The sequence below is a fragment of the Agrobacterium sp. CNPSo 2736 genome (assembly GCF_004005385.1).
Taxonomy (GTDB): Bacteria; Pseudomonadota; Alphaproteobacteria; order Rhizobiales; family Rhizobiaceae; genus Agrobacterium; species Agrobacterium leguminum.
In genome coordinates, this window is sequence record NZ_RZTX01000001.1 from 637,509 (window position 1) to 661,954 (window position 24,446).

General features: G+C 60.7%; 21 protein-coding genes. 19 read left to right on the forward strand and 2 right to left on the reverse strand.

All coding sequences use genetic code 11. The annotated features are described in order from the left end of the window. Positions 1-37: 37 nt before the first annotated feature. The 9 genes from EM858_RS02945 to EM858_RS02985 all read left to right on the forward strand — a co-directional run bounded on the left by EM858_RS02945 (position 38) and on the right by EM858_RS02985 (position 11,747). Entirely contained in the window at positions 38-1,177 is a 1,140-nt protein-coding gene (locus tag EM858_RS02945; RefSeq protein ID WP_080854511.1) for an ABC transporter substrate-binding protein, read from the forward strand. Continuing rightward, positions 1,174-2,241, forward strand: a complete 1,068-nt coding sequence (locus EM858_RS02950) for an iron ABC transporter permease (RefSeq protein ID WP_020813248.1) — start codon at positions 1,174-1,176, stop codon at positions 2,239-2,241. Before EM858_RS02945 ends, EM858_RS02950 begins: the two co-directional genes overlap by 4 nt. Then, complete coding sequence (locus EM858_RS02955) at positions 2,235-2,987, forward strand: ABC transporter ATP-binding protein (protein WP_003524635.1); 753 nt, start codon at positions 2,235-2,237, stop codon at positions 2,985-2,987. Before EM858_RS02950 ends, EM858_RS02955 begins: the two co-directional genes overlap by 7 nt. A 188-nt stretch (positions 2,988-3,175) precedes the next feature. Continuing rightward, positions 3,176-3,676, forward strand: coding sequence for an RNA polymerase sigma factor (locus EM858_RS02960; RefSeq protein WP_127755757.1), 501 nt, complete (start codon positions 3,176-3,178; stop codon positions 3,674-3,676). 111 nt (positions 3,677-3,787) lie between these two features. Then, positions 3,788-4,783 (forward strand): FecR family protein, encoded by a 996-nt coding sequence (locus tag EM858_RS02965; RefSeq protein ID WP_127755758.1) that lies wholly within the window; start codon positions 3,788-3,790, stop codon positions 4,781-4,783. Between the two features lie 149 nt (positions 4,784-4,932). Continuing rightward, positions 4,933-7,725: a TonB-dependent receptor gene (locus EM858_RS02970; protein ID WP_127755759.1), complete on the forward strand. Its 2,793-nt coding sequence runs from the start codon at positions 4,933-4,935 to the stop codon at positions 7,723-7,725. A 104-nt stretch (positions 7,726-7,829) separates the two neighbouring features. Continuing rightward, positions 7,830-8,585 carry a hypothetical protein gene (locus EM858_RS02975; RefSeq protein WP_006698641.1) on the forward strand — a complete coding sequence of 252 codons (756 nt, stop codon included), beginning with the start codon at positions 7,830-7,832 and terminating at the stop codon, positions 8,583-8,585. Positions 8,586-8,599: 14 nt separating this feature from the next. After that, complete coding sequence (locus EM858_RS02980; RefSeq protein WP_127755760.1) at positions 8,600-10,447, forward strand: type I secretion system permease/ATPase; 1,848 nt, start codon at positions 8,600-8,602, stop codon at positions 10,445-10,447. Continuing rightward, complete coding sequence (locus EM858_RS02985; protein ID WP_127755761.1) at positions 10,434-11,747, forward strand: HlyD family type I secretion periplasmic adaptor subunit; 1,314 nt, start codon at positions 10,434-10,436, stop codon at positions 11,745-11,747. Before EM858_RS02980 ends, EM858_RS02985 begins: the two co-directional genes overlap by 14 nt. A gap of 24 nt (positions 11,748-11,771) precedes the next feature. On the opposite strand, the gene EM858_RS02990 is transcribed toward EM858_RS02985, so the two are convergent. Further along, a complete protein-coding gene (locus tag EM858_RS02990) occupies positions 11,772-12,692 on the reverse strand; it encodes an SMP-30/gluconolactonase/LRE family protein (RefSeq protein ID WP_164865281.1) in 921 nt (306 codons plus the stop codon). Between the two features lie 33 nt (positions 12,693-12,725). Next, positions 12,726-13,439: a GntR family transcriptional regulator gene (locus tag EM858_RS02995; RefSeq protein WP_127755762.1), complete on the reverse strand. Its 714-nt coding sequence runs from the start codon at positions 13,437-13,439 to the stop codon at positions 12,726-12,728. Positions 13,440-13,542: 103 nt separating this feature from the next. On the opposite strand from EM858_RS02995, the gene EM858_RS03000 reads away from it, so the two are divergent. The 10 genes from EM858_RS03000 to EM858_RS03045 are packed head-to-tail and all read left to right on the forward strand — an operon-like array spanning position 13,543 to position 24,445. After that, positions 13,543-14,595 (forward strand): Gfo/Idh/MocA family oxidoreductase, encoded by a 1,053-nt coding sequence (locus EM858_RS03000; RefSeq protein WP_127755763.1) that lies wholly within the window; start codon positions 13,543-13,545, stop codon positions 14,593-14,595. Continuing rightward, positions 14,588-15,604 carry a Gfo/Idh/MocA family oxidoreductase gene (locus EM858_RS03005; protein WP_127755764.1) on the forward strand — a complete coding sequence of 339 codons (1,017 nt, stop codon included), beginning with the start codon at positions 14,588-14,590 and terminating at the stop codon, positions 15,602-15,604. The genes EM858_RS03000 and EM858_RS03005 overlap by 8 nt, the downstream gene beginning before the upstream one ends. Then, the gene (locus tag EM858_RS03010; RefSeq protein WP_127755765.1) at positions 15,601-16,674 is read left to right on the forward strand and encodes a Gfo/Idh/MocA family oxidoreductase; all 1,074 of its coding nucleotides are present in this window, start codon (positions 15,601-15,603) and stop codon (positions 16,672-16,674) included. Before EM858_RS03005 ends, EM858_RS03010 begins: the two co-directional genes overlap by 4 nt. A gap of 21 nt (positions 16,675-16,695) precedes the next feature. After that, positions 16,696-17,967: an ABC transporter substrate-binding protein gene (locus EM858_RS03015; protein WP_052818960.1), complete on the forward strand. Its 1,272-nt coding sequence runs from the start codon at positions 16,696-16,698 to the stop codon at positions 17,965-17,967. 57 nt (positions 17,968-18,024) lie between these two features. Further along, on the forward strand, positions 18,025-18,993 hold the full coding sequence (locus EM858_RS03020; RefSeq protein WP_127755766.1) for a sugar ABC transporter permease: 969 nt from the start codon (positions 18,025-18,027) through the stop codon (positions 18,991-18,993). Further along, complete coding sequence (locus EM858_RS03025) at positions 18,986-20,029, forward strand: carbohydrate ABC transporter permease (RefSeq protein ID WP_127755767.1); 1,044 nt, start codon at positions 18,986-18,988, stop codon at positions 20,027-20,029. Before EM858_RS03020 ends, EM858_RS03025 begins: the two co-directional genes overlap by 8 nt. A gap of 22 nt (positions 20,030-20,051) precedes the next feature. Beyond that, a complete protein-coding gene (gene ugpC, locus EM858_RS03030; protein ID WP_080819187.1) occupies positions 20,052-21,131 on the forward strand; it encodes a sn-glycerol-3-phosphate ABC transporter ATP-binding protein UgpC in 1,080 nt (359 codons plus the stop codon). A 37-nt stretch (positions 21,132-21,168) separates the two neighbouring features. Further along, positions 21,169-22,893: an L-arabinonate dehydratase gene (araD, locus tag EM858_RS03035; RefSeq protein ID WP_127755768.1), complete on the forward strand. Its 1,725-nt coding sequence runs from the start codon at positions 21,169-21,171 to the stop codon at positions 22,891-22,893. 10 nt (positions 22,894-22,903) lie between these two features. Further along, positions 22,904-23,701: an NAD(P)-dependent oxidoreductase gene (locus EM858_RS03040; RefSeq protein ID WP_127755769.1), complete on the forward strand. Its 798-nt coding sequence runs from the start codon at positions 22,904-22,906 to the stop codon at positions 23,699-23,701. A gap of 33 nt (positions 23,702-23,734) precedes the next feature. Continuing rightward, a complete protein-coding gene (locus EM858_RS03045) occupies positions 23,735-24,445 on the forward strand; it encodes a ribonuclease activity regulator RraA (protein ID WP_127755770.1) in 711 nt (236 codons plus the stop codon). Position 24,446: the final 1 nt, after the last annotated feature.

A 24,446-nucleotide genomic window follows, 5' to 3' on the forward strand; every position in this document is an offset into this window, starting at 1 on the left:
TTTATCGCTTTGTTTTGGAACTCAATGAGGACTTCTCATGCGGCTCAACGCTCTCAGGCATCTTGCGGTGCTGGCTTTCTCCCTTCTCGCCGTGCCGGTTCTGGCGGCCGAGATTACCGATGTCACCGGTCGCAAAGTCGAGCTGGACCTCCCGGCCAGACGCGTCATCGTCGGTGAGGCGCGCCAGGTGCATGTCATTGCCGCGCTCAAGGGCGACAAGACCTTCGACACCATCGTCGGCTGGCGTGACGATCTTCTCAAGAAGGATCCCGACAGCTACGCCGCCTATGTCGAGCGTTTTCCGCAGATCGAGAAACTGCCGCGCTTCGGTTATGTGCCGCAGGGCGATTTCAGCCTGGAAACGGCCATCACCCTTTCGCCCGATGTGATCACCCTCAATCTGGAAGCGGAGAAATCCGCCAAGGAGAGCGGTTTCGAAGAAAAGGCCGCCGCCGCCGGCATCAAGATCATCTATCTCGATTTCCGCATCGATCCTGAAAAGAACAGCGAAGCCTCGGTCGAAATTCTCGGCAAACTCTTCGGCGCCGAAGAGCGGGCGAAGGAATTCATCGCCTATCGCCGTGCCGAAATCGCCCGCGTGACCGACCGGCTCGCCAGCGTCAAGGACCTGAAGCGCCCGAACGTCTTCATTGAACGCGCCCCCGGCATTTCCGGCGAAAACAATTGCTGCCGCACTTTCGGACCGGTCAATTTCGGCGCGATGGTCGATCTTGCCGGTGGCCACAACATTGCCGACGGCATCATCAAGACGACCTTCGGCGACCTCAATCCCGAACAGCTCGTCGTTGCCGATCCGGACCACGTCATCGTCACCGGCTCCAACTGGGCCGCCGAATCCGACATCAACCAGTTCGTTCCTGTCGGACGCGGGGCGGATATGGCTCTCTCCCGTGAGCGACTGGCTAACCTGATGAAGCGCACGCCGTTTCCGGAACTGAAGGCCGTGAAGCAAGGCAATGTCCATGCCGTCTGGCACCAGTTCTATGGCGCGCCCTACGAATTCTTCCCGATCCAGCAATTCGCCAAGTGGTTCCATCCCGATCTCTTCGCCGATCTCGATCCGGAAAAGAATTTTGAGGAGTTTCACCGCAAATTCCTGCCCGTCACCTATAAGCCGGGCTATTTCGCCTCGCTCGAAAAAGGTTTGAACCAATGAGTTCGCTGAATGAAAGCGCGGTTGGCATCAGTGGGCGTGATCAATATCGCGCCCTTGCCGCGCGCAGGATAATCATCCTCTTCGGGCTTTTTATCGCGCTGTGTTTCAGCATGGCCGCCGACATGGCGCTCGGTCCGGCACGCTATACGCTCTCCGAGGTTCTGGCGACGATTGCCGATCCGGCCGCCGTCGGAAACCAGCTTCGGGTGGTGATCTGGGATATTCGCATGCCGATCGCGCTGATGGCGGTGACCGTCGGAGCGTCGCTTTCGGTCGCGGGTGCGCAGATGCAGACCATCCTGTCGAACCCGCTCGCCAGCCCCTTTACGCTCGGCATTTCGGCGGCGGCAAGTTTCGGTGCGGCGCTGGCGCTGGTTGGCGGCGTGGCGATCTTTCCGGGCGCCGTGCATTACATGGTGCCGATCAACGCCTTCATCATGGCCATGGTCGCGGCTCTCTTCATCCATTTCGCCTCGACGCTTCGCGGGGTGACGGTCGAAACCATCGTGCTGCTCGGCATCGCGCTGGTGTTCACCTTCAATGCGGCGCTGTCGCTGCTCGAATATCTGGCCTCCGAACAGGCGCTTGCCGCCGTGGTTTTTTGGACCATGGGCAGCCTGACGAAGGCGACCTGGGACAAGGTCTATATCACCGCCGCCATCCTCCTCGTCACCGTGCCGCTGTTCATGCGCAATGCCTGGGCGCTGACGGCGCTGAGGCTCGGCGATGACAAGGCGGCCAGCATGGGCATCAATGTCCGGCGGCTGCGGTTGACGACCATGCTGACGGTCAGCCTGCTGGCGGCCATTCCGGTTTCCTTTGTCGGCACAATCGGTTTCGTCGGGCTGGTCGGTCCGCACATCGCCCGCATGGTGGTGGGTGAGGACCAGCGTTTCTTCCTGCCCGGCTCGGTGATCTGCGGTGCGCTGCTTCTGTCGGCAACCTCGGTCATCAGCAAGATTCTCATTCCCGGCGCTATTCTGCCGATCGGCGTCATCACGGCGCTCGTCGGCGTTCCGTTCTTCTTCGCGCTTATTTTCGGCAACAGGAGGCGCGCATGGTAGCGCTCGCACTGAAAGATGTCGGCGCCGCCTATGGGCGCATCACGGTTCTCTCCAAGGTCGGCATCGATACGCTGGAAAGCGGCAGTGTGACGGCCGTGATCGGCCCGAATGCCGCCGGCAAGTCCACGCTTTTCAAGCGCATCGCCAGCCTGATTTCCGGTCCCGGACTGGTCGAGCTCTCCGATACGGCCCGCGGTAACCGCGCCATCTGCTACATGCCGCAGGATACCGGCGCCAACGCCGTGCTGACCGTCTATGAATCCGTGCTTCTTTCCGCCAAGCAGGGCGGCGGCTGGCGGGTCCATGACGATGAGCTTTTCGAGATCGACGCCATTCTCAAGGCGCTGAAAATCCATGACCTTGCTTTCCGCGGGCTTGGCGAATTGTCTGGCGGTCAGCGGCAGCTTGTTTCGCTGGCGCAGGCGCTGGCGCGCAAGCCGGAAGTGCTGCTGATGGACGAGCCGACGTCTGCGCTCGATCTTCATCGGCAGATCGAGGTTCTGGGTTTCGTCACGGATCTGGCGCAGAAGACCGGCATGATCGTGCTGATCGCCCTGCATGACCTCAACCATGCGCTTCGTTATTGCGCAAATACGATGGTTATCGCGCGTGGTGAAATGGTGGTGAGCGGTAGCACGGAGGCGGTTATAACCCCGGAGATGCTGCGCGATATCTATCGCATCGATGCCCGTATCGAGCCCTGCTCGCAGGGTAGACCCATGGTCATCGTCGACGGGGCCATCTGACAGGTCAAGACCCGGCCGCCTTCGCTGCCGGGTCCGCTCGATGCGGCCCGCACAAATTCTTGATGACAATAGTCATGAAATATCTGTTCGATTCGCGGTTTGGATGCTAGAGCTTTGAGCGGCAGAACTGCGCGGCCATTCGGGGGCGGCAGGTTTCGTCGATCCTTGAAATTTCTCTCGGTTGAGACATGGGCATACGGGAAGATGACAAGCGTTATAACGCTTACGTCGCGCATAGGGTCGACCTGATCAAATACGCCACCCTCATTCTGGGGTCGCGGGCGGATGCGGAGGACGTGGTTCAGGAAGCATTCCTGAAATTCGTTCCCGAAGCCTCCGGCAATCCTTCCAATCTCAAATCCTATCTCTTCCGCATCGTTCGCAATCTTGCGCTAGACAATCGCCGGCGCAGCCGCCAGGACCTTCGGGAACGGCCGGACGATACGCCGTTCTGGGGCATGCCGCAGGACAATGGTACGCCGGAGGAGCATGCCCTTTTCTGTGACGAAGTCCGGCAGATGCGGACTATTTTGGCCGGCCTGCCGGTTCAGGCGCGGGTGGCATTGGAAATGCACAGATTCGGTGGTTACAATATGGAGGAGATTGCGCGTCACCTCGGCGTGTCCGTGGCCAGCGCACATCGTCTGATCAAGGGCAGCATTGCCGCGATTACCAAAGAAATGAAGTAAAATAGTCCCGATTGTCCCGCCCCGTGAAAAAAATCTCTTCCTCAAACGTCTTTATAGCAATGCAGAAGACGACGCTTCTGCTGCGCCCCGCAAAGGAACTGGCCCGGTTCAATGACCATTGATCCAGAGAAAAAAATTGAATTGCCGGCCGGTAAGGCGGAAGAGGCGGCCGACTGGCTGCTGCGTTTGCAGTCTGGCTCGGCGGAACCGCGGCTGAAGGCGGAATTCGAGCAATGGCTGGCGGCAGCGCCGGCAAACCGTCTCGCCTGGGAACGAACATGCAGGACATGGCGGAACCTCGGCCTCGTGGAGCCGGAATTTAAGAACCTCTGGGAAGATGCGCCGCATCTGCCCGGCAAGGCCGTGACAAAGCCGCAACGGCGGCGCTGGTCTGTGCGGCATTATGCCGGCGCGGCCGTGGCGGCGGCGTCCCTCTGTCTTGCGGTGCTGTTCGTTCCGGCATTTTTCGTTCGCCTGGAGGCGGACTATCAGACCACCACCGCCGAAAGCCGCACGATCACCCTCGAAGACGGCAGCAAAGTGCAGCTTGCCGCCGCGAGTGCGCTTTCAACGGATTTCACGAATGACCGTCGCAATGTGACGGTGCTGAAGGGGGAAGCCTTTTTCGACGTCGTGCCGGACAAAACGCGTCCCTTCGTCGTGGAGGCAAAAAACGTGACCGTTCAGGTGCTGGGCACGGCTTTCGACGTGGACCTGACGGATGGCGTAACCCAGGTGGCGCTGGCGCATGGTTCCGTGGAAGCGTCCTTCCGCAATGCGCCGCCAACGCGGCTGGTGCCGGGCGAGATGCTGATTGTCGACGCTTCCGGCGCGATCCGCAAAGAGACTGTTTCCGTCGAGGATATTGGCGGCTGGCGAAACGGCGAACTCTATGTGGTCGATGCGACGATAGGCTCGGTCGTGGAGCAGATCCAGCGCTACCACCCGGCATGGCTGACCATGGCCGACAAGCGGCTTGCGGAGCAGAGGGTGACAGGGTTTTACGATCTGCGCGACCCGGATCGCGCGCTGGAAGCCCTGGTGGAACCCTATAAGGGCAAGGTGCATGCGATTGGCGGCAGCGCCCGCATCATCACCCGCTTCTGAAATATTCCGAAACAAAAAATCATATTTATTTTCAGTAATTTATAAAATTTCTTCCGAAAGCCTGAAAAAAATCGACGAGGCAATCGTCTTTTTGTTGAGTAATCCGGTCAAGATATATCCGGAGCGAAAGACAGGAAGACAAAAGCAATATGCGCCTCCAGACATGCAAGACCGGTTCAGGGGAAAAAGCAGCAAAGCAGGCTCGCAGGGCCGTGCTGCTGGCGACAACGGCGGTCGTCGTTTCATTCGCGACGCCCGTTCTGGCCCAGACCGGAGCAGATACCGCCAATTCCCAGCGTCCCGGCGGCGAGCAGGGGGTGACGCGGCCGTTCAATATTCCCGCCCAGTCGCTGTCATCGGTCGTGGGTGCTTTCGGGCGGCAATCCGGCCTTCAGGTCACGCTGGCCACGCCGGCGGCGGGCAATGTGCGCACCAATGCCGTTACCGGCAGTTTCACGGTGCGGGAGGCGCTGTCACGGTTGCTGGCGGGAACGGGCGTCAATTTCCGTATCGCCGGCAATGGCAGAACCGTCGTCATCGGCACGGGGCAATCGACCGTCGATCTTTCCGCGGCGGAGGGTACGACGGTTCTGGAAACCATTACCCTGACCGGCAAGACCGGGCGCAACTCCATTGCCGGTTCCGGTTATCAGGGGACACCCGACTGGGTTTATGAAACGCCCGCCAGTGTCAGCGTGGTCGGCCGTGAGGCGATCCAGTCGGCCGGCGTGCGCAACACGCGCGATGTTTTCAACCGGGTTTCCGGGGTTTATGCCGGCGAAGGCAACGGCAGCTTCCCAACCGTTTCGCCCAATGTGCGCGGTTTGCAGGAAAGCGGCCGCGTGGTCGTCTCAATCGACGGGGCGCGGCAGAATGCGCAGCGTGGTGCGACTTTTGGCGGCACCGCAAGCTATACTGCGAGTGCCGGGCAGGGCTATGTGGATGTCGCTTTCATCCGTGCCGTCGAGATCGAAAAAATAACCAATGCGCGGTCGGGTAATGCCGGCTCTCTGGGCGGCAAGGTCGAGTTCCGAACCGTCAGCGCCGACGATCTGATTGCCGAGGGTGAAAACAAGGGCGGGGAAGTGAATGTTTCCCGCGGCACCAATGGTTATGATTTTCAGGGCTCTGTTCTGGCTGCTGTTCGCTCTCCAGATACCCCTGTCTCCTTCGTCGCAGGCTACAGCCGCACCATCATGGATGAATACAAGATTGGAACGAAGGGCGAGGCCCGGAGCACAGCGTTGACGATGAAGGACCTGCTTGGCAGGGATGGCTGGTCGACCTTTGTCAAGGGGGAAGGCGACTTTGGCGATGTGCAAACGTCGTTGTCGTGGATGCACCAGCAGAATGATTTCGTCCACGGCTCGTACAACGTTATGGACAGGGAAAGTGTGCGAAACGACAGCGTCGTGGCAAAGCTGGACTGGGATCCGGAAAGCGAACTCATCGACTTCAAGTCGTCGCTTTGGCTGAACGATAATATGACGCATGAACTGCGGGCGGCGCGCGACAAACCTGATGGAAGCCCTGGGTACGCTGCGGAAACCAACCTTGACATGGGCCTGCGCAGTTTCGGCGGGAGCCTGGAAAATACCAGTCGTTTCGACACCAAGGCGGGTGCACTCAGCTTAAATTATGGAGCGGAAGCCTTCCGGGATATTGCTACCTCTGTGGCCACGAGTGCCACAATTGCGCAAAATCCTACTTATGCCAGCAGCTACACGGCTTTCAGCCCCGCAGGAAGGCGTGATGTCGCAAGCCTGTTTTTAAACGGGGAACTGGAGCCCGCGGATTGGATCACGCTCAGCGGCGGTGTGCGTTATGATTGGTCGCGCCTGAAAGGGTCAGCCACTTATTACAGCACCCATAGTTATCTCGTAGACACGTCTGTTCCATGCGATCCCGTTCGCAACCACTATACGGCGCTGGACTATTTCAATCAGGTATTCCTCCCCGCCAACCCGAGTTGGGCTACGCGCTACGCGCTCTATCTGGCGCGTGCTTGGCCTAATGCTTCGGCGGGCTGCATGCCTGGAACCGGTACAACCACACCGCCGATACCGGTCACTGAATACCCTGAGCACAATGTCGATATCGATCGCACCTACAGCGCCTGGCTGCCCTCCGCCACCATCGAACTGAAACCCGTCGACTGGTTCCGCCCCTATGTGAGCTATTCCCAGAGCCTGCGTCCGCCGACAATTCTCGAGGCGTTTTTCGCCGGTGCGCGTCCGGGCGACAGCCCCGGATACGAATATGCTCCGAACCAGGCCCTGCGTGCGGAAAAAGCGACGACCTACGAAGTCGGCGCGAATATGAGCTTCGACGGCGTGCTGCTGGACGACGATTCCATTCGCATCAAAATGGCCGCCTTTCGCCGCGAGGTGAAGGACTATATCGCGCTCGGTTATCTCGTTACGGATCAGGTCCTCGACCGCACCTATACCAGCTTCGTCAATCTGGACGGCACGACCTATATGCGCGGGCTTGAATTCGAGGGCAATTACGATGCCCGCAGTTTCTGGATCGGCGGTTCGGCAACCTTTCTGAAAACAGAATGGCCTGAAAAGACGCAGGTTTTTTCCAACGGCACGACCACCACAACGGGCGAAATCGTTGCCTGGCCGGGCGACGTCGCGCCCAAGGTGAAGCTGACGCTCGATGGCGGCATGCGTTTCTTCGATGAAAAATTCTCGCTGGGCGCAAGGCTCAACCACGTTACGCCGACACAGTCGCGCACGCTGGATACGGAAGGCAATCTGCGCGAGGTGACCGATCCCTACACGACGGTGGATCTCTACGGTTCCTATGCCTTCAACGACAAGGCCACGCTTCGCTTTGCCGTCAACAACCTGACGGACCGCAAATACATCCCGGCAGCCAGCGCTTACACGGCGCCGGGCCGCACCTTTATCGCGACGATGAACGTGAAGTTCTGAACCGTGGAAGAAATTCTCCGGGCTGGGTTGCAGCCCGTCCCGGAGATGAAACGCCTTCGCCACAGGACGAAGGTATCGATATTGGCCAGCAAAGGAGTACACCTATGGCTACCACAATTCAACTGACGCAGTCTTCCTCCGATCTGATCGGCTACCTCAACGGTTGGACGAGCGGTTTCGGTTCGACCTATGGTGCGTTCTACGACGCTCAGACCAGCTCTCTCGCCACCACCACCATCGATCCGAACACGACCTATGAGGCGTGGGGCGATGGCAGCTCCGGCGGCAAGGGCATCGTCATGAGCGGCGCTCTGCAGTACTCCCAGGGCAACCTGACGGGTTCGGTCGACAGCATCGTTCTGGGCACCGGCTACAGCCAGTCCACCAGCGGCATCGCCGTCAGCCAGCAGGAACTGCTGATCGATCCCGACAGCGCCTATTCGCTCGCCGGTGCCCGCGATCTTCTCGATCTCGCCGTCTACCAGCTTGCCCGCTTCGGCTCGCTGGCGGGCTTCTATGATTACTTTGCCGCCACCGGCACGGTGATCGAGGATACGGCTGCCTCCAACACCCTGACCGGTTTTGCCGGCGCAGACACCTTCGTATTCTCCGGCGGCAACGATGTCGTGCAGGCCGGCCCGACCGGAACCTATGGCTATCAGGACGGCACGGATACGCTCGATGTCTCCGCGTGGGGCGCAACTTCGGTGGACGATTTGTTGTGGTATAATGATAACGGAAATGCCGTTATCCTTTCTGCCACAGACACGTCCGTCTCCGTCACACTGAATGGCGTCGATGCAAATGTGCTCGACGCATCGGACTTCATTTTCGCCAGCGCATCGGCGCTTGCCGCGTAAAGGAAAATAAGGCTGTGGGCTTTCAAAACCACCAGCAGACGCCGCCGCAGTCCCTCACTGCGGCGGTTGTTTCGCCCCTTAAAAGCACGTTTCTAGGCGTTGCGCTCGTCAGCGGTGTGGTCAATATACTCGCGCTCACGTCGCCGCTCTTCATGTTGCAGGTTTATGACCGGGTTCTGGCAAGCGGCAGCCTGCCGACGCTGGTCGGGATCGCCATTCTCGCGCTTGGCCTTTACGGCTTCCAGTGCCTGCTCGATATCATCCGCGCTCGCGTTCTGATCCGCATCGGTGAAGATTTCGACATGCGTTATTCCGGCAGGGTGCATGATGCGGTGGTGCGCCTGCCGCTCGTCAACCGCATGCCGGGCGACGGTCTCCAGCCGCTGCGCGATCTCGACAATGTGCGCGGTTTTCTCTCCGGCACGGGGCCGACGGCCTTTTTCGATCTGCCGTGGATGCCGCTTTATCTCGGCATATGTTTTCTGTTTCATTTCTGGATCGGCGTGACGGCGCTTGCCGGCGCTATATTGCTTGTCTCCCTCACGATCCTCACCAATATCTTTTCGCAGAAGCCGATCCGCGACACCATGGTCGAGAATATGGCCCGCAACCGGCAGCTGGAGGCCTCGCGCCGCAATGCCGAAGTCGTGCAGGCCATGGGGCTTGGCGGCCGGCTCGGAAAACGCTGGCAAATTTCCAACGAGGCCTATCTCGCTGCCAATCGCAAGGCCGGAGATGTGGCGGGCGGTCTCGGCAATATCGCGAAGTCTTTGCGGGTCGTGCTGCAATCGGCCATTCTGGCGGTCGGCGCTTGGCTGGTCATCAATCAGGAGGCCTCCGGCGGCGTGATGATCGCCAGTTCGATCATGATGGGCCGGGCGCTGGCGCCCGTTGATCTCGCCATTTCCAACTGGAAGTCCTTCGTGGCTGCCCGGCAGAGCTGGGCGCGGCTGAGGGAGCTTTTTGCACAGATGCCGGCCAATGCCGCCGCCATGGCCCTGCCGAAGCCTGAAAAGGAACTGCGGGTCGAAAACGTCACCATCGTCCCGCCGGGGGAAAGAAAACCGACCGCCACCGGGCTTGGCTTCATCGTGACCGCCGGAAACGCGCTCGGCGTCATCGGCCCCTCCGGCTCGGGCAAATCCACGCTCGCGCGCATTCTCACCGGCGCGTGGATGCCGGCGGCCGGCAAGGTGCGGCTCGACGGTGCAAGTTTCGAGCAGTGGGACCGTGAGGCGCTCGGCCGCCATATCGGCTATCTGCCGCAGGGCGTGGAGCTGTTCGATGGCACGATCGGTGAAAATATCTCCCGTTTCGAGGATAATCCCGATCCTGACGCCATCATCGCGGCGGCCAGGGCTGCGGGTGCGCATGAACTGATCCTGCGTTTCGAAAAGGGTTATGACAGCGATATCGGCGAGGCGGGTTCGGCGCTTTCCGCCGGGCAGCGCCAGCGCATCGGCCTTGCCCGCGCGCTATACCGCAAGCCCTTCATCGTGGTGCTAGATGAACCCAACGCCAATCTCGATGCGGAAGGCGAAGCCGCCGTGGTCAAGGCGATTTCCTCGGTCAAGGCGCGGGGCGGTATTGCCGTCGTCGTCGCCCACCGGCCGAGCGCCATCGGTGCTGTCGATTTCATTTTGATGATGGAAGAGGGGCGGATGAAGGCCTTCGGCCCGCGTGACGAGGTTCTGTCGAAGGTACTGCGCGTTCCGCAGGCGCAGGCGGCCAAGGGATTTACTGCATCCGCCCAGACGATCTCGCCGCTGCGTGTCGTCGCCAATACCCAGCCGCAGGCGTTGGTGCTGGAAGACGTCCGTGAAGAGAACAGCCAGGAAGGAGATGCGGATGTCAAACATTGACCAGCGCAGCCATGTGTCCCGCTCCATCCGCAAACATCTTGTTGCCGGCCTTGCCGCGGGTGTAGCGCTGCTGGCCGGTGTCGGCGGATGGGCTGCGACGACCAATCTTGCCGGCGCGGTTGTCGCCTCCGGCCATCTGGTAGTGGATTCCTATAGCAAGAAGGTGCAGCACCCGAGCGGCGGTGTCGTTGGCGAAATTCTCGTGAATGAGGGCGACAGGGTGAAGGCCGGCGATGTGGTCATGCGCCTTGATGCGACCCAGACCCGCGCCAATCTCGCCATCGTGACCAAGCGTCTGGATGAGCTGAATGCGCGCATGGCAAGACTGGAGGCCGAGCGCGACGATCTGCCGGAGCTCGTTTTTCCGCAGGCGCTGATGGCGCGAAAAGACGATGCCGATGTCGCCTCCGCCATGCGCAGCGAGACCAAGCTGTTCGAATTCCGCAAATCCTATCGCGAAGGGCGCAAAGCACAGCTTTCCGAACGCATCACCCAGTTCGAACATGAGATTGAGGGGCTGAAGGCGCAGGAAGTCGCCTATGATAACGGCCTTGCCGTGCTGGAGGCTGAAATCACCTCGCAGAAATCCCTGCGCGAACAGGGTATCGTTTCGGTGCAGAGGCTGAACAGCCTGCAGACGCAGGCCGCGACATTCGGCGGCGAGCGCGGCGAAAAAATCGCCTATCAGGCGCAGACGGCAGGGCGCATCACCGAAACCAGGCTGCAAATCCTGCAGATCGATCAGGAATTGCGCACCGAGGTCGGGCGGGAACTGCGGGAGATACAGGCGCAGATGGGCGAATTCGTCGAGCGCAAGGTTGCCGCCGAAGACGAGCTGAAGCGCATCGATATCGTCGCGCCGCAATCCGGCATGGTGCATGAAATGGCCGTGCACACCGTGGGCGGCGTGGTGACGCCGGCGGATCCGATCATGCTCATCGTGCCTGACGGAGACGAGCTGGCGCTGGAGGTGCAGATCGTGCCGAAGGATATCGATCAGCTTAAGGTGGGGCAAAAGGCCATGCTGCGCATGACCGCCTTCAACCAGCGCGTCACGCCGGAACTGGAAGGCCATGTCAGCCGCATCGCGGCGGATATCACCACCGATCAGCGCAGCGGTCTCTCCTATTATCTGGCGCGGATTTCCGTGCCGGTTTCTGAGCGGCAGAAGTTGAACAATGCGCCGCTGGTGCCGGGCATGCCGGCCGAGGCGTTCATTCAGACCAGCGAAAGGACGGCGCTGTCCTATATCGCCAAGCCGCTGACCGACCAGATCAGCCGCGCCTTCCGTGAGGAGTAGGAATCTGGGTCCGGTTTCCGGGCTCTATCCACCTTCGCCAAAACGGAAGGCGGCAAAGCCTTTCGTCTGTGTCGGGATCGCCCAGACGCCGCCCGAAAACGGTGCTTTCGCCAGCCGGTCTTCGGACATGTTGTGGCGGTGTGACGTCAGGAAAAGGATGCTGAAATCAGGTCCTCCGAAGCACGGCATGGTGGGGTGCGGGACGGGCGTTGCGAGCACCTCCGCATGCTTGCCATCGTGTGTGAAAACGTTCAACAGGCCGGCGGAAACGCCAGCGCTGTAATAGGTGCCGCTGCTGTCGAGACAGCCGCCATCGGGTCTTCCCGTCTCTTCCGTCATCCGGGCCACCAGCACGCCCTCATCGAATGTGCCGTTCCTGCTGTCGAATTTTCGCCGGCGTATCCATTTCTGGACGGAATCGCTCTGCCACATGATAGAGCCGTCCGGGGAAAAGGCGAGACCGTTCGGGCATGTCAGGCCGGTCTGCATGCGCTCGGCGCTTTTTTCGGTGATCCGCCAGAGTTCACCATGGGGCTCCATGTCCGTGAGTGGCACATTGTGCATGGTTCCCACCCAGAAGGCGCCGTCGGGGCCGACCCGTCCGTCATTCAGCCGGCAGGGAATGCCGTCCGGTGACGGGAGGGAGTGGAGAAGGCGTGTTTCGCCGCTCTCCGGATCGAGGATGACAATATCCATACCGCAGGCGACGATGAGATCGCCGTTCTGACAGAGACCGAGACTCGAGACCGTATGGGGAAACGCCCATTCGCGATAGAGGCCGGGCTCAAGCGCTGCGGACCGCACCGTCCCGCCGAGTATATCGCACCAGAAAAGCACCTGTCGCTGCTCATCCCAAACGGGGGATTCCGCAAGTGTGCTCATCGTGTCGCACAGAAGTTTCGCCTGCGACATGGCAAGCGCTTTTTCAGGATTTGCCGTATTCATGATGCTCGAACCGTTGAAGATGATGGCGCGGAATTATTCGAAATAGTCCTGGTGGTTCTCGAAAACCTGCGAAAGAATGCCGAGGACGCGTCTCAGGTGCCTGCGCAAACCATCGGTCGCGCGGGCTTCGTCCCCGGCCTTGATCGCATCGTAAACCGCCTCATGTTCGGAGAGCAGCCGCGCCATATGCGCCTCGTCGGTGATGGCGAGCGCGCGCAGGCGGTCCAGCCCCGCCTTTTCGCGGATCAACAGCGTCTCCAGCCTCTCAAGCCCTGTCGCGGCGGCAAGCGCGCTGTGGAACTGGTCGTCATGCACACGGAAAGCCTTTCTGTCTCCGCGGTGCATGGCTGCGCGCTGGCCGGTGAGGGCGTGTTCAATCTCCTGCTCGGCCTCCGCCGTTATGCCGATCTGGCACAGCCTGCAAACCGCAGCGACCTCCAGCGCCTCGCGGATGAACTGCGCGCTGCGAATGTGCTTTTCCGATAATCTGGAGACATAGGTGCCACGGCTTGGCAGGGTGACGATCAGGCCGTCATCCCGCAGGCGGCTCAGCGCTTCGCGCACCGGCGTTCGACTGGAATTGAACAACTGTCCGATCTCGTTTTCCGAAACCGCCTGGCCGGGAAAGAGCTCCCGGGAAAGAATGGCCGATTTCAGCGCGGAATATATCTGGTCAACGACCGGACGGTTAAGGTCCAGTCGCTCCATTGTCGGCACGGTGCCACCTGTTACGGGAATTTTCGGCATATACCCTCCAGCGTTTTCATAACCGGTATACCGGAACACAAGTCTGTTGACAACCGGCATACCGGTATGCAAATGATCGCTTATTGGGAAGGAGGCTCCCGAAATGCAAAATATCAAGACCTGCGTCATCGTTGGCGCTGGAATGGTGGCGAAGACGCATGTGCTCGCCTGTGCGGCAAGTCCGGAAAAAATTCGCCTGAAGGGTTTAGTCGATGGCGGCTCCGGCCGCGCCAGTGCGCTGGCCGCCGAAGCGTCGAAACATACCGGATATGAGGTCGTCGTTTATTCCTCGGTCGAGGAAGCCGCACGCGATGCGGATGTCGATTTCGCCATCGTCGCAACGCCGCCGAATGCCCGCATCGATATCGTCGGACAGCTCGCAAAGGCGGGCAAACACATTCTGATGGAAAAGCCCGTCGCCCGTAACACGCAGGAAGCCGGCGGCCTTGTCGCCCTCTGTCGTGACGCGGGCGTCACGCTCGGCATCATCTTCCAGCACCGCATGCGGGCTGCATCGCAAAAAGCCCGTGAGTTGGTCGATGGCGGGACGCTCGGAGCGCTCGGTCTTTGCGAAATTTCCGTGCCGTGGTGGCGCGCGCAATCCTATTATGATGAACCCGGCCGCGGCACGCTGGCGCGCGACGGCGGCGGTGTTCTGATCTCCCAGGCAATCCACACCATCGATCTGGCGCTCAGCCTTGCCGGGCCGGTCTCGCGCGTTCAGGCCATGGCGGCGACGACACGGTTTCATCGCATGGAAACCGAGGACTATGTCGCGGCCGGCCTTCGTTTCAAGAATGGCGCCATCGGTTCGCTGGTGGCAAGCACCGCAAGTTTCCCCGGTGCTCCGGAATCGATTGTCCTGCATTTCTACAATGCCAGCCTGCGGCTCGCCTCGGGCCTCCTGCATGTCGACTGGCGCGATGGCCGGCAGGAGACCTTTGGCGGCGCGGCATCCGGCACGGGCGGCGGCGCCGACCCCATGGCTTTCACGCATGAATGGCATCAGGGCGTCTTCGAAGATTTCGCAGACGCCATCTCCTCAGGGCGCGCCCCGGTCGTCACCGGTGAAGCGGCTCTTTTGTCTCACAGATTGATCGACGCGATCATCAACTCGGCCGACACCGGCAAGGAAGTGGAACTGCAGGATGACTAAAGCAATCAAGTTCGTCGCTCTCGGCATAGAGCACCGGCATATTTTCGGCATGGCCCAGAACATGCTGGATGCCGGCGCAGAATTCGCCGGCTGGTGGACCGAAGGCGAGCCAGACGTGGTGGAAGGCTTCGTCAAGCGCTTCCCGGATGTGCCGCGAGCGGCCTCCAAAGAAGTTCTGCTGGCCGATGGCGGCATCGATCTCGTGCTGATCGCTGACATTCCCTCCAAGCGCGCCGATCTTGCCATCGCCGCCATGGAAGCCGGCAAGGATGTCATGTCCGACAAGCCGGGCTGCACTACCTTCGAACAGCTTGATCGCCTTCGCCAGACCGTGGCGAAGACCAAGCGCATCTGGACCGTCGATTTCTCCGAGCGTTTTGAAGTCCCGAGCGTGACCAAGGCGGCCGAACTCGTTGCGCAGGGTGCGATTGGCCGCGTCATTCAGACCGTCGGCCTCGGCCCGCATCGTCTGAACCGCCAGATCCGCCCGAAATGGTTCTTCGAGCGCGAAGCCTATGGCGGCATTATCACCGATATCGCCAGCCACCAGATCGACCAGTTCATGTTCTTCACCGGCTCGACCGAAGTGGAGATCGTGGCTGCCACCGTTGCCAACTATGCCAACCCGCGCGATCCCGGCTTGCAGGATTTCGGCGAAGTGGTGCTGCGCGGCGACAAGGGCCACGGCTATATCCGCGTCGACTGGTACACGCCGGATGCGCTGCCGACCTGGGGCGACGGCCGCCTGACGATCCTCGGCACCGAGGGCTACATCGAGCTGCGTAAATATGTCGATGTCGGCAACAAGGAAGGCACCGACCGTCTCATTCTCGTGAATGGCGACCGCTGCGAATATATCGATGCCTCCGGTGCTGGTCTGCCCTATTTCGGCCGCCTGTGCGACGACATCCGCAACCGCACCGAAACGGCGATGACGCAGGAGCATGTGTTCAAGGTATGCGATCTGTCGCTGCAGGCGCAGGCCAAGGCCGAGGGAGCAAAGGCATGATTGGCGTTGCAATCGTTGGTGCCGGCATCGGCGCCCTGCATCTGAAGGGTTATCAGGCGTTGCCGGAGCGCTTCTCCGTTAAGGCTATCTGCGACCTCGATCTGGAGCGCGCGCGCTCCGTGGCGGGCGAGGATACGTCCATTCGCCTGACGACCGATCTCGATGAGATTCTGGCGGATGAGAGCATCCAGCTCATCGACGTCTGCCTGCCGCCGCACCTGCATTTCCCCGTGACGCTGAAGGCGCATGCGGCGGGCAAGGATGTCGTCTGCGAAAAGCCGCTGGTCCGCTCGCTTGAAGAGGCAAATGCGCTGATCGACTCCGTCAAGAAGACCGGCCGTGGCGTGTTTCCCGTCTTCCAGTACCGTTTCGGACATGCGATGCGGCAGCTTCGTGCGCTCATCGATGCCGGCCTTGCGGGCAAGGCCTTTGTCGCGAGTTCGGAAGTTCACTGGAACCGTGGCGCCAGCTATTACGACATTCCGTGGCGCGGTACGTGGAAGGGCGAGTGCGGCGGCGCGATCCTCGGCCACGCCATCCACGCCCATGATCTTCTCTGCCATGTTCTCGGCCCGGTCGACGAAGTGTTCGCCATGGCCGATACGCGCGTCAACACGATCGAAACCGAAGACTGCGCGGCGCTCAGCTTTCGCATGAAAAGCGGTGCGCTGGCGACCAGCTCGGTGACGCTCGGTGCCGCCGAAGATACGTCCCGCCTGCGTTTCTGCTTCGAAGGCTTCACCGCCGAGAGCGGCACGCTGCCCTATCGCCCGGCCGAAGACACATGGCGTTTCATCGCCCGTGCACCGACCACACAGGACCAGATCGACGCCGTTCTGGCAACGGTCGCCGATGGCGAAAACGGCTTTGCCGGTTTTGTCGAGGCCATTGCCGACGCGATGGAAGGACGCGGCGGCAAGGAAGTGACTGTGAACGATGGCTTGCAGTCCATCGAACTCGTCACCGCCATCTATCGCTCGGTGCGGGAAGGAAAGCCGGTCCGTCTGTCCGACGCCGCAGAAGGCGATTGGATCAAGGGCTGGGCTCCGCGCGCATCCGCCAACGCATAATCATCTAAGGGAGGAAAAGAGATGATCGGTAAATACAGCATGGCATTGGCGCTCGCCATTGGCGCGGCGTCCTTTGCAGGCGCCGCTCAGGCGGCCCAGGAAGTGCGTTTCACCTGCGCTTATGACGGCAACGGCTGCGAAATTCTGAAAGACATTCTCGCCCGTTACGAAAAGCAGCATCCGGACGTGAAGATTGTCACCGACGTTGTGCCCTACAAGGCGCTGCTGGAAGGCCTGCCCGTGCAGCTTGCCGGCGGCAGCGGCCCGGATTTCGCAACCGTGACCGACCTTGGCGGCCTCAATCGCTATTATCTCGATCTCACACCTTATGTGGATGCGAAATATTGGGAAGATAATTTCTCCAACGTGCTGAAATGGTATCGCAGCGGCCCAGACGACAAGGGCATTTACGGCATGCATACCCAGCTCACCATCACCGGCGCCTTCATCAACCGCACTTTGTTCGATCAGGCCAATGTGGCGGTACCCGGCAAGGATGCGACGCTGGATGACTGGGCGAAGGCTGCCAATGCCGTCGCCAAGGCAACCGGCACGCCATACCCGATGGCCATCGACCGTTCCGGCCACCGTATCGCCGGTCCGGCCATTTCCTACGGCGCGAAAATTTTTGATGCGGACGGCAAGCCCATTCTCGTCGATGAAGGTTTCACGACTTTCGTGAAGAAATTCGTGGAATGGAACAAGGACGGCACCATGGCGCGTGACGTCTGGGCCGGGCAGGGCGGCAATACCTATCGCGATGCCGCGCAGGAATTCATCAACGGGCAGCTGGTCTATTATTATTCCGGCAGCTGGCAGACCGCGCGTTTCGACAGCCAGGTCGGCGATGCGTTCGACTGGGAAGTCGTGCCGCAGCCCTGCGGTGGCGCAGCCTGCACCGGCATGCCTGGTGGTACCGGCATCGTCGGCTTCAAGCAGACCAAGAACCCGAAGATCGTTGCCGATATCCTGAACTTCCTCGCTCAGGACGAGAATTATCTCGACTTCACCGTGCGCACCCGCAACGTTCCGGCCCATAAGGCCGTGGCCGACAAGGGCGTGACCTACACCGGTGCGACGCCTGCGACGCAGAAGGCCATGAACGCCTGGCTGGACCAGATCCCCGGCCTCAGCCCGATTGCCTATACCTATCAGGGTTACAAGAACAATCGCGCCATGTTCAACATCTCCGTCCAGCGCATCACGCAGGCCATCGTCGGTGAAAGCACCGTCGATGAGGCGATGGCCCGCGCGAAGACGGACCTCGAGGAAGCGTTGAAACAGGCGAAGTGATCCATCGCCTTCCGGCGCGGCGCATGCCGCGCCGCGCCGGATCGAAGGAGGACCCTCATGTATAAATTTCTTGCGCCCGTCATGGGCATCGTCGAACTGCCCTTTGCCTTCCTGCAGAAGGTTCTCGGCCACCGGCGGATCGCCTGGGTGTTTCTCACGCCCAACCTGATCCTGTTCGCGGTCTTCGCCTTTCTGCCGATCCTGCTGAACATGGCCTATTCCGTGACCGGCAGCGAACACATATTGCTTTCCGAACGCCCTTCGGTGGGCGGCGAAAACTTTTCGGTCCTTCTTTCCTGTCAGAACTATCTCGACCCCAATTCCTGTCAGCGCGACCTGTTCTGGCGCTCGGTCTGGAACACGGTTTTCTTCGTCGTTCTGCAGGTGGGTTTCATGGTCGGCTTTTCGCTGATCACGGCCATCGTGCTTAACCACGATATCCGGGCGCGCGGGTTCTTCCGCGCGGTGTTCTTCTTCCCGGTTTTGCTCTCGCCCGTCGTCGTCGCGCTGATCTGGAAGTGGATTCTCCAGCGTTTCGGCGTTCTTAACGCAGCGATGGAGGGGCTCGGTCTCGGTTCGGTCGATTGGCTGCTTGAAGCCAATCTTGCCTTCGGCTGGTCCGTGTTCCTGTCGGTCTGGGCGCATATGGGTTTCTACACGCTCATTCTTCTGGCCGGCCTGCAGGCGATCCCGCGCGATGTCTATGAGGCGGCCCAGCTTGACAAGGCAAGCCCGTGGCGCATCTTCCGGCGTATCACGCTGCCGCTGCTTGCGCCCACCATGCTCGTCGTTCTCGTCCTGTCGCTCATCAAGGGCGTGCAGACCTTCGATGAAGTCTTTGCCTTCACGGGTGGCGGCCCCGGTTCGGCGACCACCTTCATCATTCAGTTCATCTATCAGACCGGCTTTGCCGGGACGCCCCGCAATTTCGGCCTTGCGGCTGCCGCTTCGCTGCTGCTCGCCGTGGTGCTGGTGGTGCTGACCGCCCTGCAATTCCGGGCAAACAGGAGCAAGGTCGATGGCTAGGATTGGCGCATTTCTGACCCGTACCCGCGGCCGCAACGGCAAGCTGCACTGGACCGACTGGCTGTCCTACGCCTATCTCGGCGTGGCGGTGCTGATGATGTTCGGTCCCGTTGTCTGGCTCGTGCTCTCCTCGTTCAAGACGGAAGCCGATCTCCAGCGTTTCCCGCCGCGCCTCCTGCCCTATACGCAGGAAACCGTGGTGGTGGATGGGCAGGCAGCGCCGCTGCCGGCCTATGTCGACAAGGATGGCCGCAAGTTCGGCATGGTCCGCCGCATCGGCCTCGTGGCCCAGGTGGTCGATCCGGCCAAGCCAGCCGAAGTCCTGAAGATGCCGTTCAACGAGCTGAAACCGGCTGAAAAGGTGGCGCTGGCGACGGAAAACTATTCCGAGCTTTTCCAGCGCTTCAATTTCCCGCTCTATTTCTGGAACTCGACCTTCATCACGGTGACGTCAACCATCATCATGCTGATCGTCAATTCCATGGCGGCCTTCGCGCTCTCGAAATACCAGTTCAAGGGCAGGGGCGTGGTGCTGGCGCTGGTTGTCGGCACGCTGATGATCCCGCAGACCGTCGTGCTTGTGCCGCTGTTTCTCATCACCAGCCAGCTCGGCATGATCAACAGTCTCTGGGGCGTCATCATTCCCGGCGCGGCAACACCGACAGGCGTCTTCCTGCTGCGGCAATACATGCTGACGATCCCGGATGAAATCCTCGATGCGGCGCGCATGGACAAGGCCAGCGAGTGGAAGATCTACTGGCGCATCATCCTGCCGCTTTCGGCACCGGCGCTCGCCGTTCTGGCGATCCTTGCGATCATGTGGCGCTGGAACGACTTCCTCTGGCCGCTGATCGTGCTGACGCGAAACGACAACTTCACCCTGCAGCTGGCGCTCAACTCCTTCCAGGGGGAGATGACGACGGAATGGAGCAATCTTCTGGCCATGACGGTGCTGACACTCGCCCCCATCGCGCTGGTCTTCATGTTCCTGCAAAAATACATCGCCACCGGCATTGCATCGACGGGCGGCAAATAATCCTCAGGGAGGAAACACGACAATGGCAAGTATTCAGCTTCGTCAGGTCAAAAAGACATATGGCGCCCTCGATGTGATCAAGGGTGTGGATCTCGATATCAAACACGGTGAATTCTGCGTTTTCGTCGGCCCTTCCGGCTGCGGCAAGTCGACCCTGCTGCGCATGATCTCGGGTCTCGAGGAGTTGAGCGGCGGCGATATCGTCATCGGCGGGGACGTGGTCAACACGGTGCCGGCGGCGGATCGCGGCCTTGCCATGGTGTTCCAGTCCTATGCCCTTTATCCGCATATGACGGTGCGCGAAAACCTGTCCTTCGGGCTTGAGAACATCGGCACCTCCAAAAAGGACATCGCCGAAAAGATCTCCCAGGTTTCCAAGATGCTGCAGATCGACCAGCTGCTGGAGCGTCGTCCGAAGGACCTGTCGGGCGGCCAGCGCCAGCGCGTCGCCATCGGCCGCGCCGTCGTGCGCGAGCCGCGCGTGTTCCTTTTCGACGAGCCGCTTTCCAACCTCGATGCGGAACTGCGCGTCGACATGCGCGGCGAGATTTCCAGCCTGCACCGGCGTCTCGGCAATACCATGATCTATGTCACGCATGATCAGGTGGAGGCCATGACCATGGCCGACAAGATCGCCGTTCTGCGCGCCGGCAAGCTGGAGCAATTCGGCGTTCCGCTCGATCTTTATAACCGCCCTGCCAATCTCTTCGTGGCGGGCTTCATCGGTTCGCCGAAGATGAACTTCTTTGCCGGCGAAGTGACCTCGGATGCAACGCCGTCCCTGAAGATCGCAACCGGCGAATTTATCCCGCTACCGCAGACCGGCTTTTCCTATAAGCCCGGCCAGAAAGTGACGCTCGGCATCCGCCCAAACCATGTGCAAGCGGGTGGCGAAGGTGCACTGACGATGTCTGTGCGCACCGCCGAACAACTGGGCGGCGAGTCCTATCTTTACGGTACTCTCGGGGATGGCGCCAGGGTGACGCTGCATCTTTCCGGCCAGACCTCGACATCGGCAGACGAAGTCATCCGTTTGTCGGCACCGCTGGAACATATCCATCTTTTCGATACGACGAGCGGGCTGACGCTCCGGCAGGACTGACAGCCTTAGGCGCAACCCGCAACGCAGGACCATTGACATGACCGATAAAAAACTCCGTTCCGACCGCTGGTTTGCTCCCGACGACCTGCGCAGCTTTGGCCACCGCTCACGCATGATGCAGCTCGGTTATGCGGAAGAGGATTTTGTCGGCAAACCCGTCATCGGTATCCTGAACACCTGGTCGGAGCTGAATACCTGTCATTCGCATTTCCCTGAAAGGGTGAAGGATGTGAAACGCGGTGTGCTGCAGGCCGGTGGCTTCCCCGTCGAAATGCCCTCGCTTTCGGTGGACGAGAGCTTCACCAAGCCGACATCGATGCTTTACCGCAACATGCTGGCGATGGAGACGGAGGAAATGATCCGCTCGCATCCGCTTGACGGTGTGGTGTTGATGGGCGGTTGCGACAAGACGACACCCGGCCTCGTGATGGGGGCGATCTCGGCCGGCGTGCCGATGATCTATCTGCCGGCCGGCCCGATGTTGCGCGGCAATTATGCCGGCAAGGTGCTGGGTTCGGGTTCGGACGCCTGGAAATATTGGGACGAGCGCCGTGCCGGTAACGTAACCGACGATGAGTGGCGCGGCGTGCAGGGCGGCATCGCCCGCTCCGCCGGTGTGTGCATGACCATGGGCACCGCCTCGACCATGACCGCCATCACCGATGCCCTTGGCCTTACCCTGCCGGGAGCTTCCTCCATTCCGGCGGTGGATGCCGAACACCAGCGCATGTCGGCAGGTTGCGGCCGGCGTATCGTGGAAATGGTGGCCGAGGAGCTGACACCGGACCGTATTCTGACCGCGACCGCGTTTCGCAACGCTGCCATCGTCGCCATGGCGACCGGTTGCTCCACCAATGCCGTCGTGCATCTGATCGCCATGGCGCGCCGCGCCGGTGTGCCGATGACGCTGGACGAGCTGGACGAGCTTGGCCGGGTCACGCCGCTCATCGCCAATGTCCGCCCCTCCGGCAAAGACTATCTGATGGAGGACTTCTATTACGCCGGCGGCCTGCGCGCACTGATGAAGCAGCTCGAAAGCCGTCTCGACTGTTCGGCGCTCACCGTGACCGGCCGCAGCATGGGTGAGAACCTCGAAGGCGCGAAGGTCTATAATGACGACGTCATCCGCTCGCTCGATAATCCGGTCTATGCGGAAGGCTCGCTTGCGGTGCTGCGTGGCAATCTTTGCCCGGACGGCGCCGTCATAAAGCCTGCCGCCTGCGATCCGAAATACCATATCCATGAAGGCCCCGCGCTGGTTTTCGACAGCTATCCCGAGATGAAGAAGGCGATTGATGACGAGAACCTCGATGTCACGCCGGATCATGTTCTGGTGCTGCGCAACGCCGGTCCGCTCGGCGGTCCCGGATTTCCGGAATGGGGCATGCTGCCCATCCCCAAGGCGCTGATCAAGAAGGGCCACCGCGACATGGTGCGCATTTCCGATGCCCGCATGTCCGGCACCTCCTATGGCGCCTGCGTACTGCATGTCGCGCCGGAAAGCTTCGTCGGCGGGCCGCTCGCGCTCCTGAAGACCGGCGATATCGTCCGCCTCGATCTGCCGCAGCGTCGCCTCGACATGCTGGTCAGCGAAGAGGAAATCGCCAGCCGCCGCGCCGCCTGGCAGGCTCCCGCACCGCGTTATGAACGCGGTTATGGTTATCTCTTCTCCAAGCATGTCACCCAGGCCGATCAAGGCTGCGATTTCGACTTCCTGCAGACGGATTTCGGCCGCACCGCCGGCGAGCCCGATATTTTCTGAGGACGCCATCATGTTGAAGCGATTGCTCATCACAGGCGCCGGCGGCAAGCTGGGCAGCATGTTGCGCGGACGACTTGGCCATGTCACCGAGACCATCCGCCTTTCGGATGTCGTCGATCTCGGTGAGGCAGCCCCCCATGAGGAGCTTTTTCGCTGCCGGCTCGAAGACGAAGCGGCGGTTCATGAACTGGTGAAGGGCTGCGACGGCATCGTCCATCTCGGCGGTATTTCGGTGGAAAAAACTTTTGATCCCATCGAGGCCGCCAATCTTCGCGGCGTCTACAATCTTTACGAAGCGGCGAGACAAAACGGCCTGCCGCGCATTCTCTTCGCCTCCAGCAACCACACGATCGGTTATTACCCGCAGGGACAACAGCTCGAGCCGGAAACGCCTTTCCTGCCGGATGGCCTTTATGGCGTCTCGAAGATTTTCGGTGAGGCGATGGCAAACCTCTACCATTCCAAATTTGGCCAGGAGACGGCCATCGTCCGTATCGGGTCCTGCGAAGAAAAGCCCTCGAACTGGCGGATGTTGTCGACCTGGCTCAGCTACGGCGACTTCGTCTCGCTGATCGAGGCCACCTTCCGCGTGCAGAAACTCGGCTGCCCGGTTATCTGGGGCGTTTCCGCCAATGACGACAGCTGGTGGGACAATTCCCATGTCGATTTTCTCGGCTGGCAGCGCCGCGACAATGCCGCGCGCTACCGTGCGGAAATCGAACGCGATGTGCCGCGCCCCGATCCCGAGGCTGCGATCGCAAAATATCAGGGTGGCATCTTCACAGACGAACCCATTCACAAGACTTGAAACACATCCATCCGCCATTGCGAGGAGACAAACATGAACAATGAAACGCGCGAAAAACTGCTGACGATTTCCGTCGCTACGCTGGCGACGGCGCTTTACAAGCGGGGTCTGCGCAACCAGGTCATTCAGGGCGTGCGCCCGCTTGGTTACAAGGGCAAGAACATGGTGGGCCCGGCCTTTACCCTGCGCTACATGCCGGCCCGCGAAGACCGCAACCAGCTTGTTGAATTCCGCAATCCCGCCCATCCGCAGCGCGTCGCCATCGAAACATGCCCCCCGGGCCATGTGCTTGTCATGGACAGCCGCAAGGATGCGACCGCCGCCTCGGCCGGCGATATTCTGGTAACCCGCCTGATGGTTCGCGGCGGCGCCGGCATCGTTTCCGATGGCGGTTTTCGTGACGCCGCCACTATCGCCGAGCTGGATATTCCCGCCTACCACACCCGCCCTTCGAGCCCCACTAACCTGACCAAACACGAGGCAATCGAGATCAACGGTCCGATCGGCTGCGGCGATGCGCCGGTCTTTCCGGGCGATATCATTGTTGGTGATGCCGATTGCGTTATCGTCATCCCGGCGGGCATTGCCGACGACGTGGCGACCGAGGCTGTGGAAATGACGGCTTACGAAGATTTCGTGGTGGAGCAGGTCAAGGCCGGCCAGACGATCATCGGGCTTTATCCATGCACCAAGGAAGAGCACCAGACTTCTTTTGCCGAATGGCGCAAGAAGAACAACCGCTGAA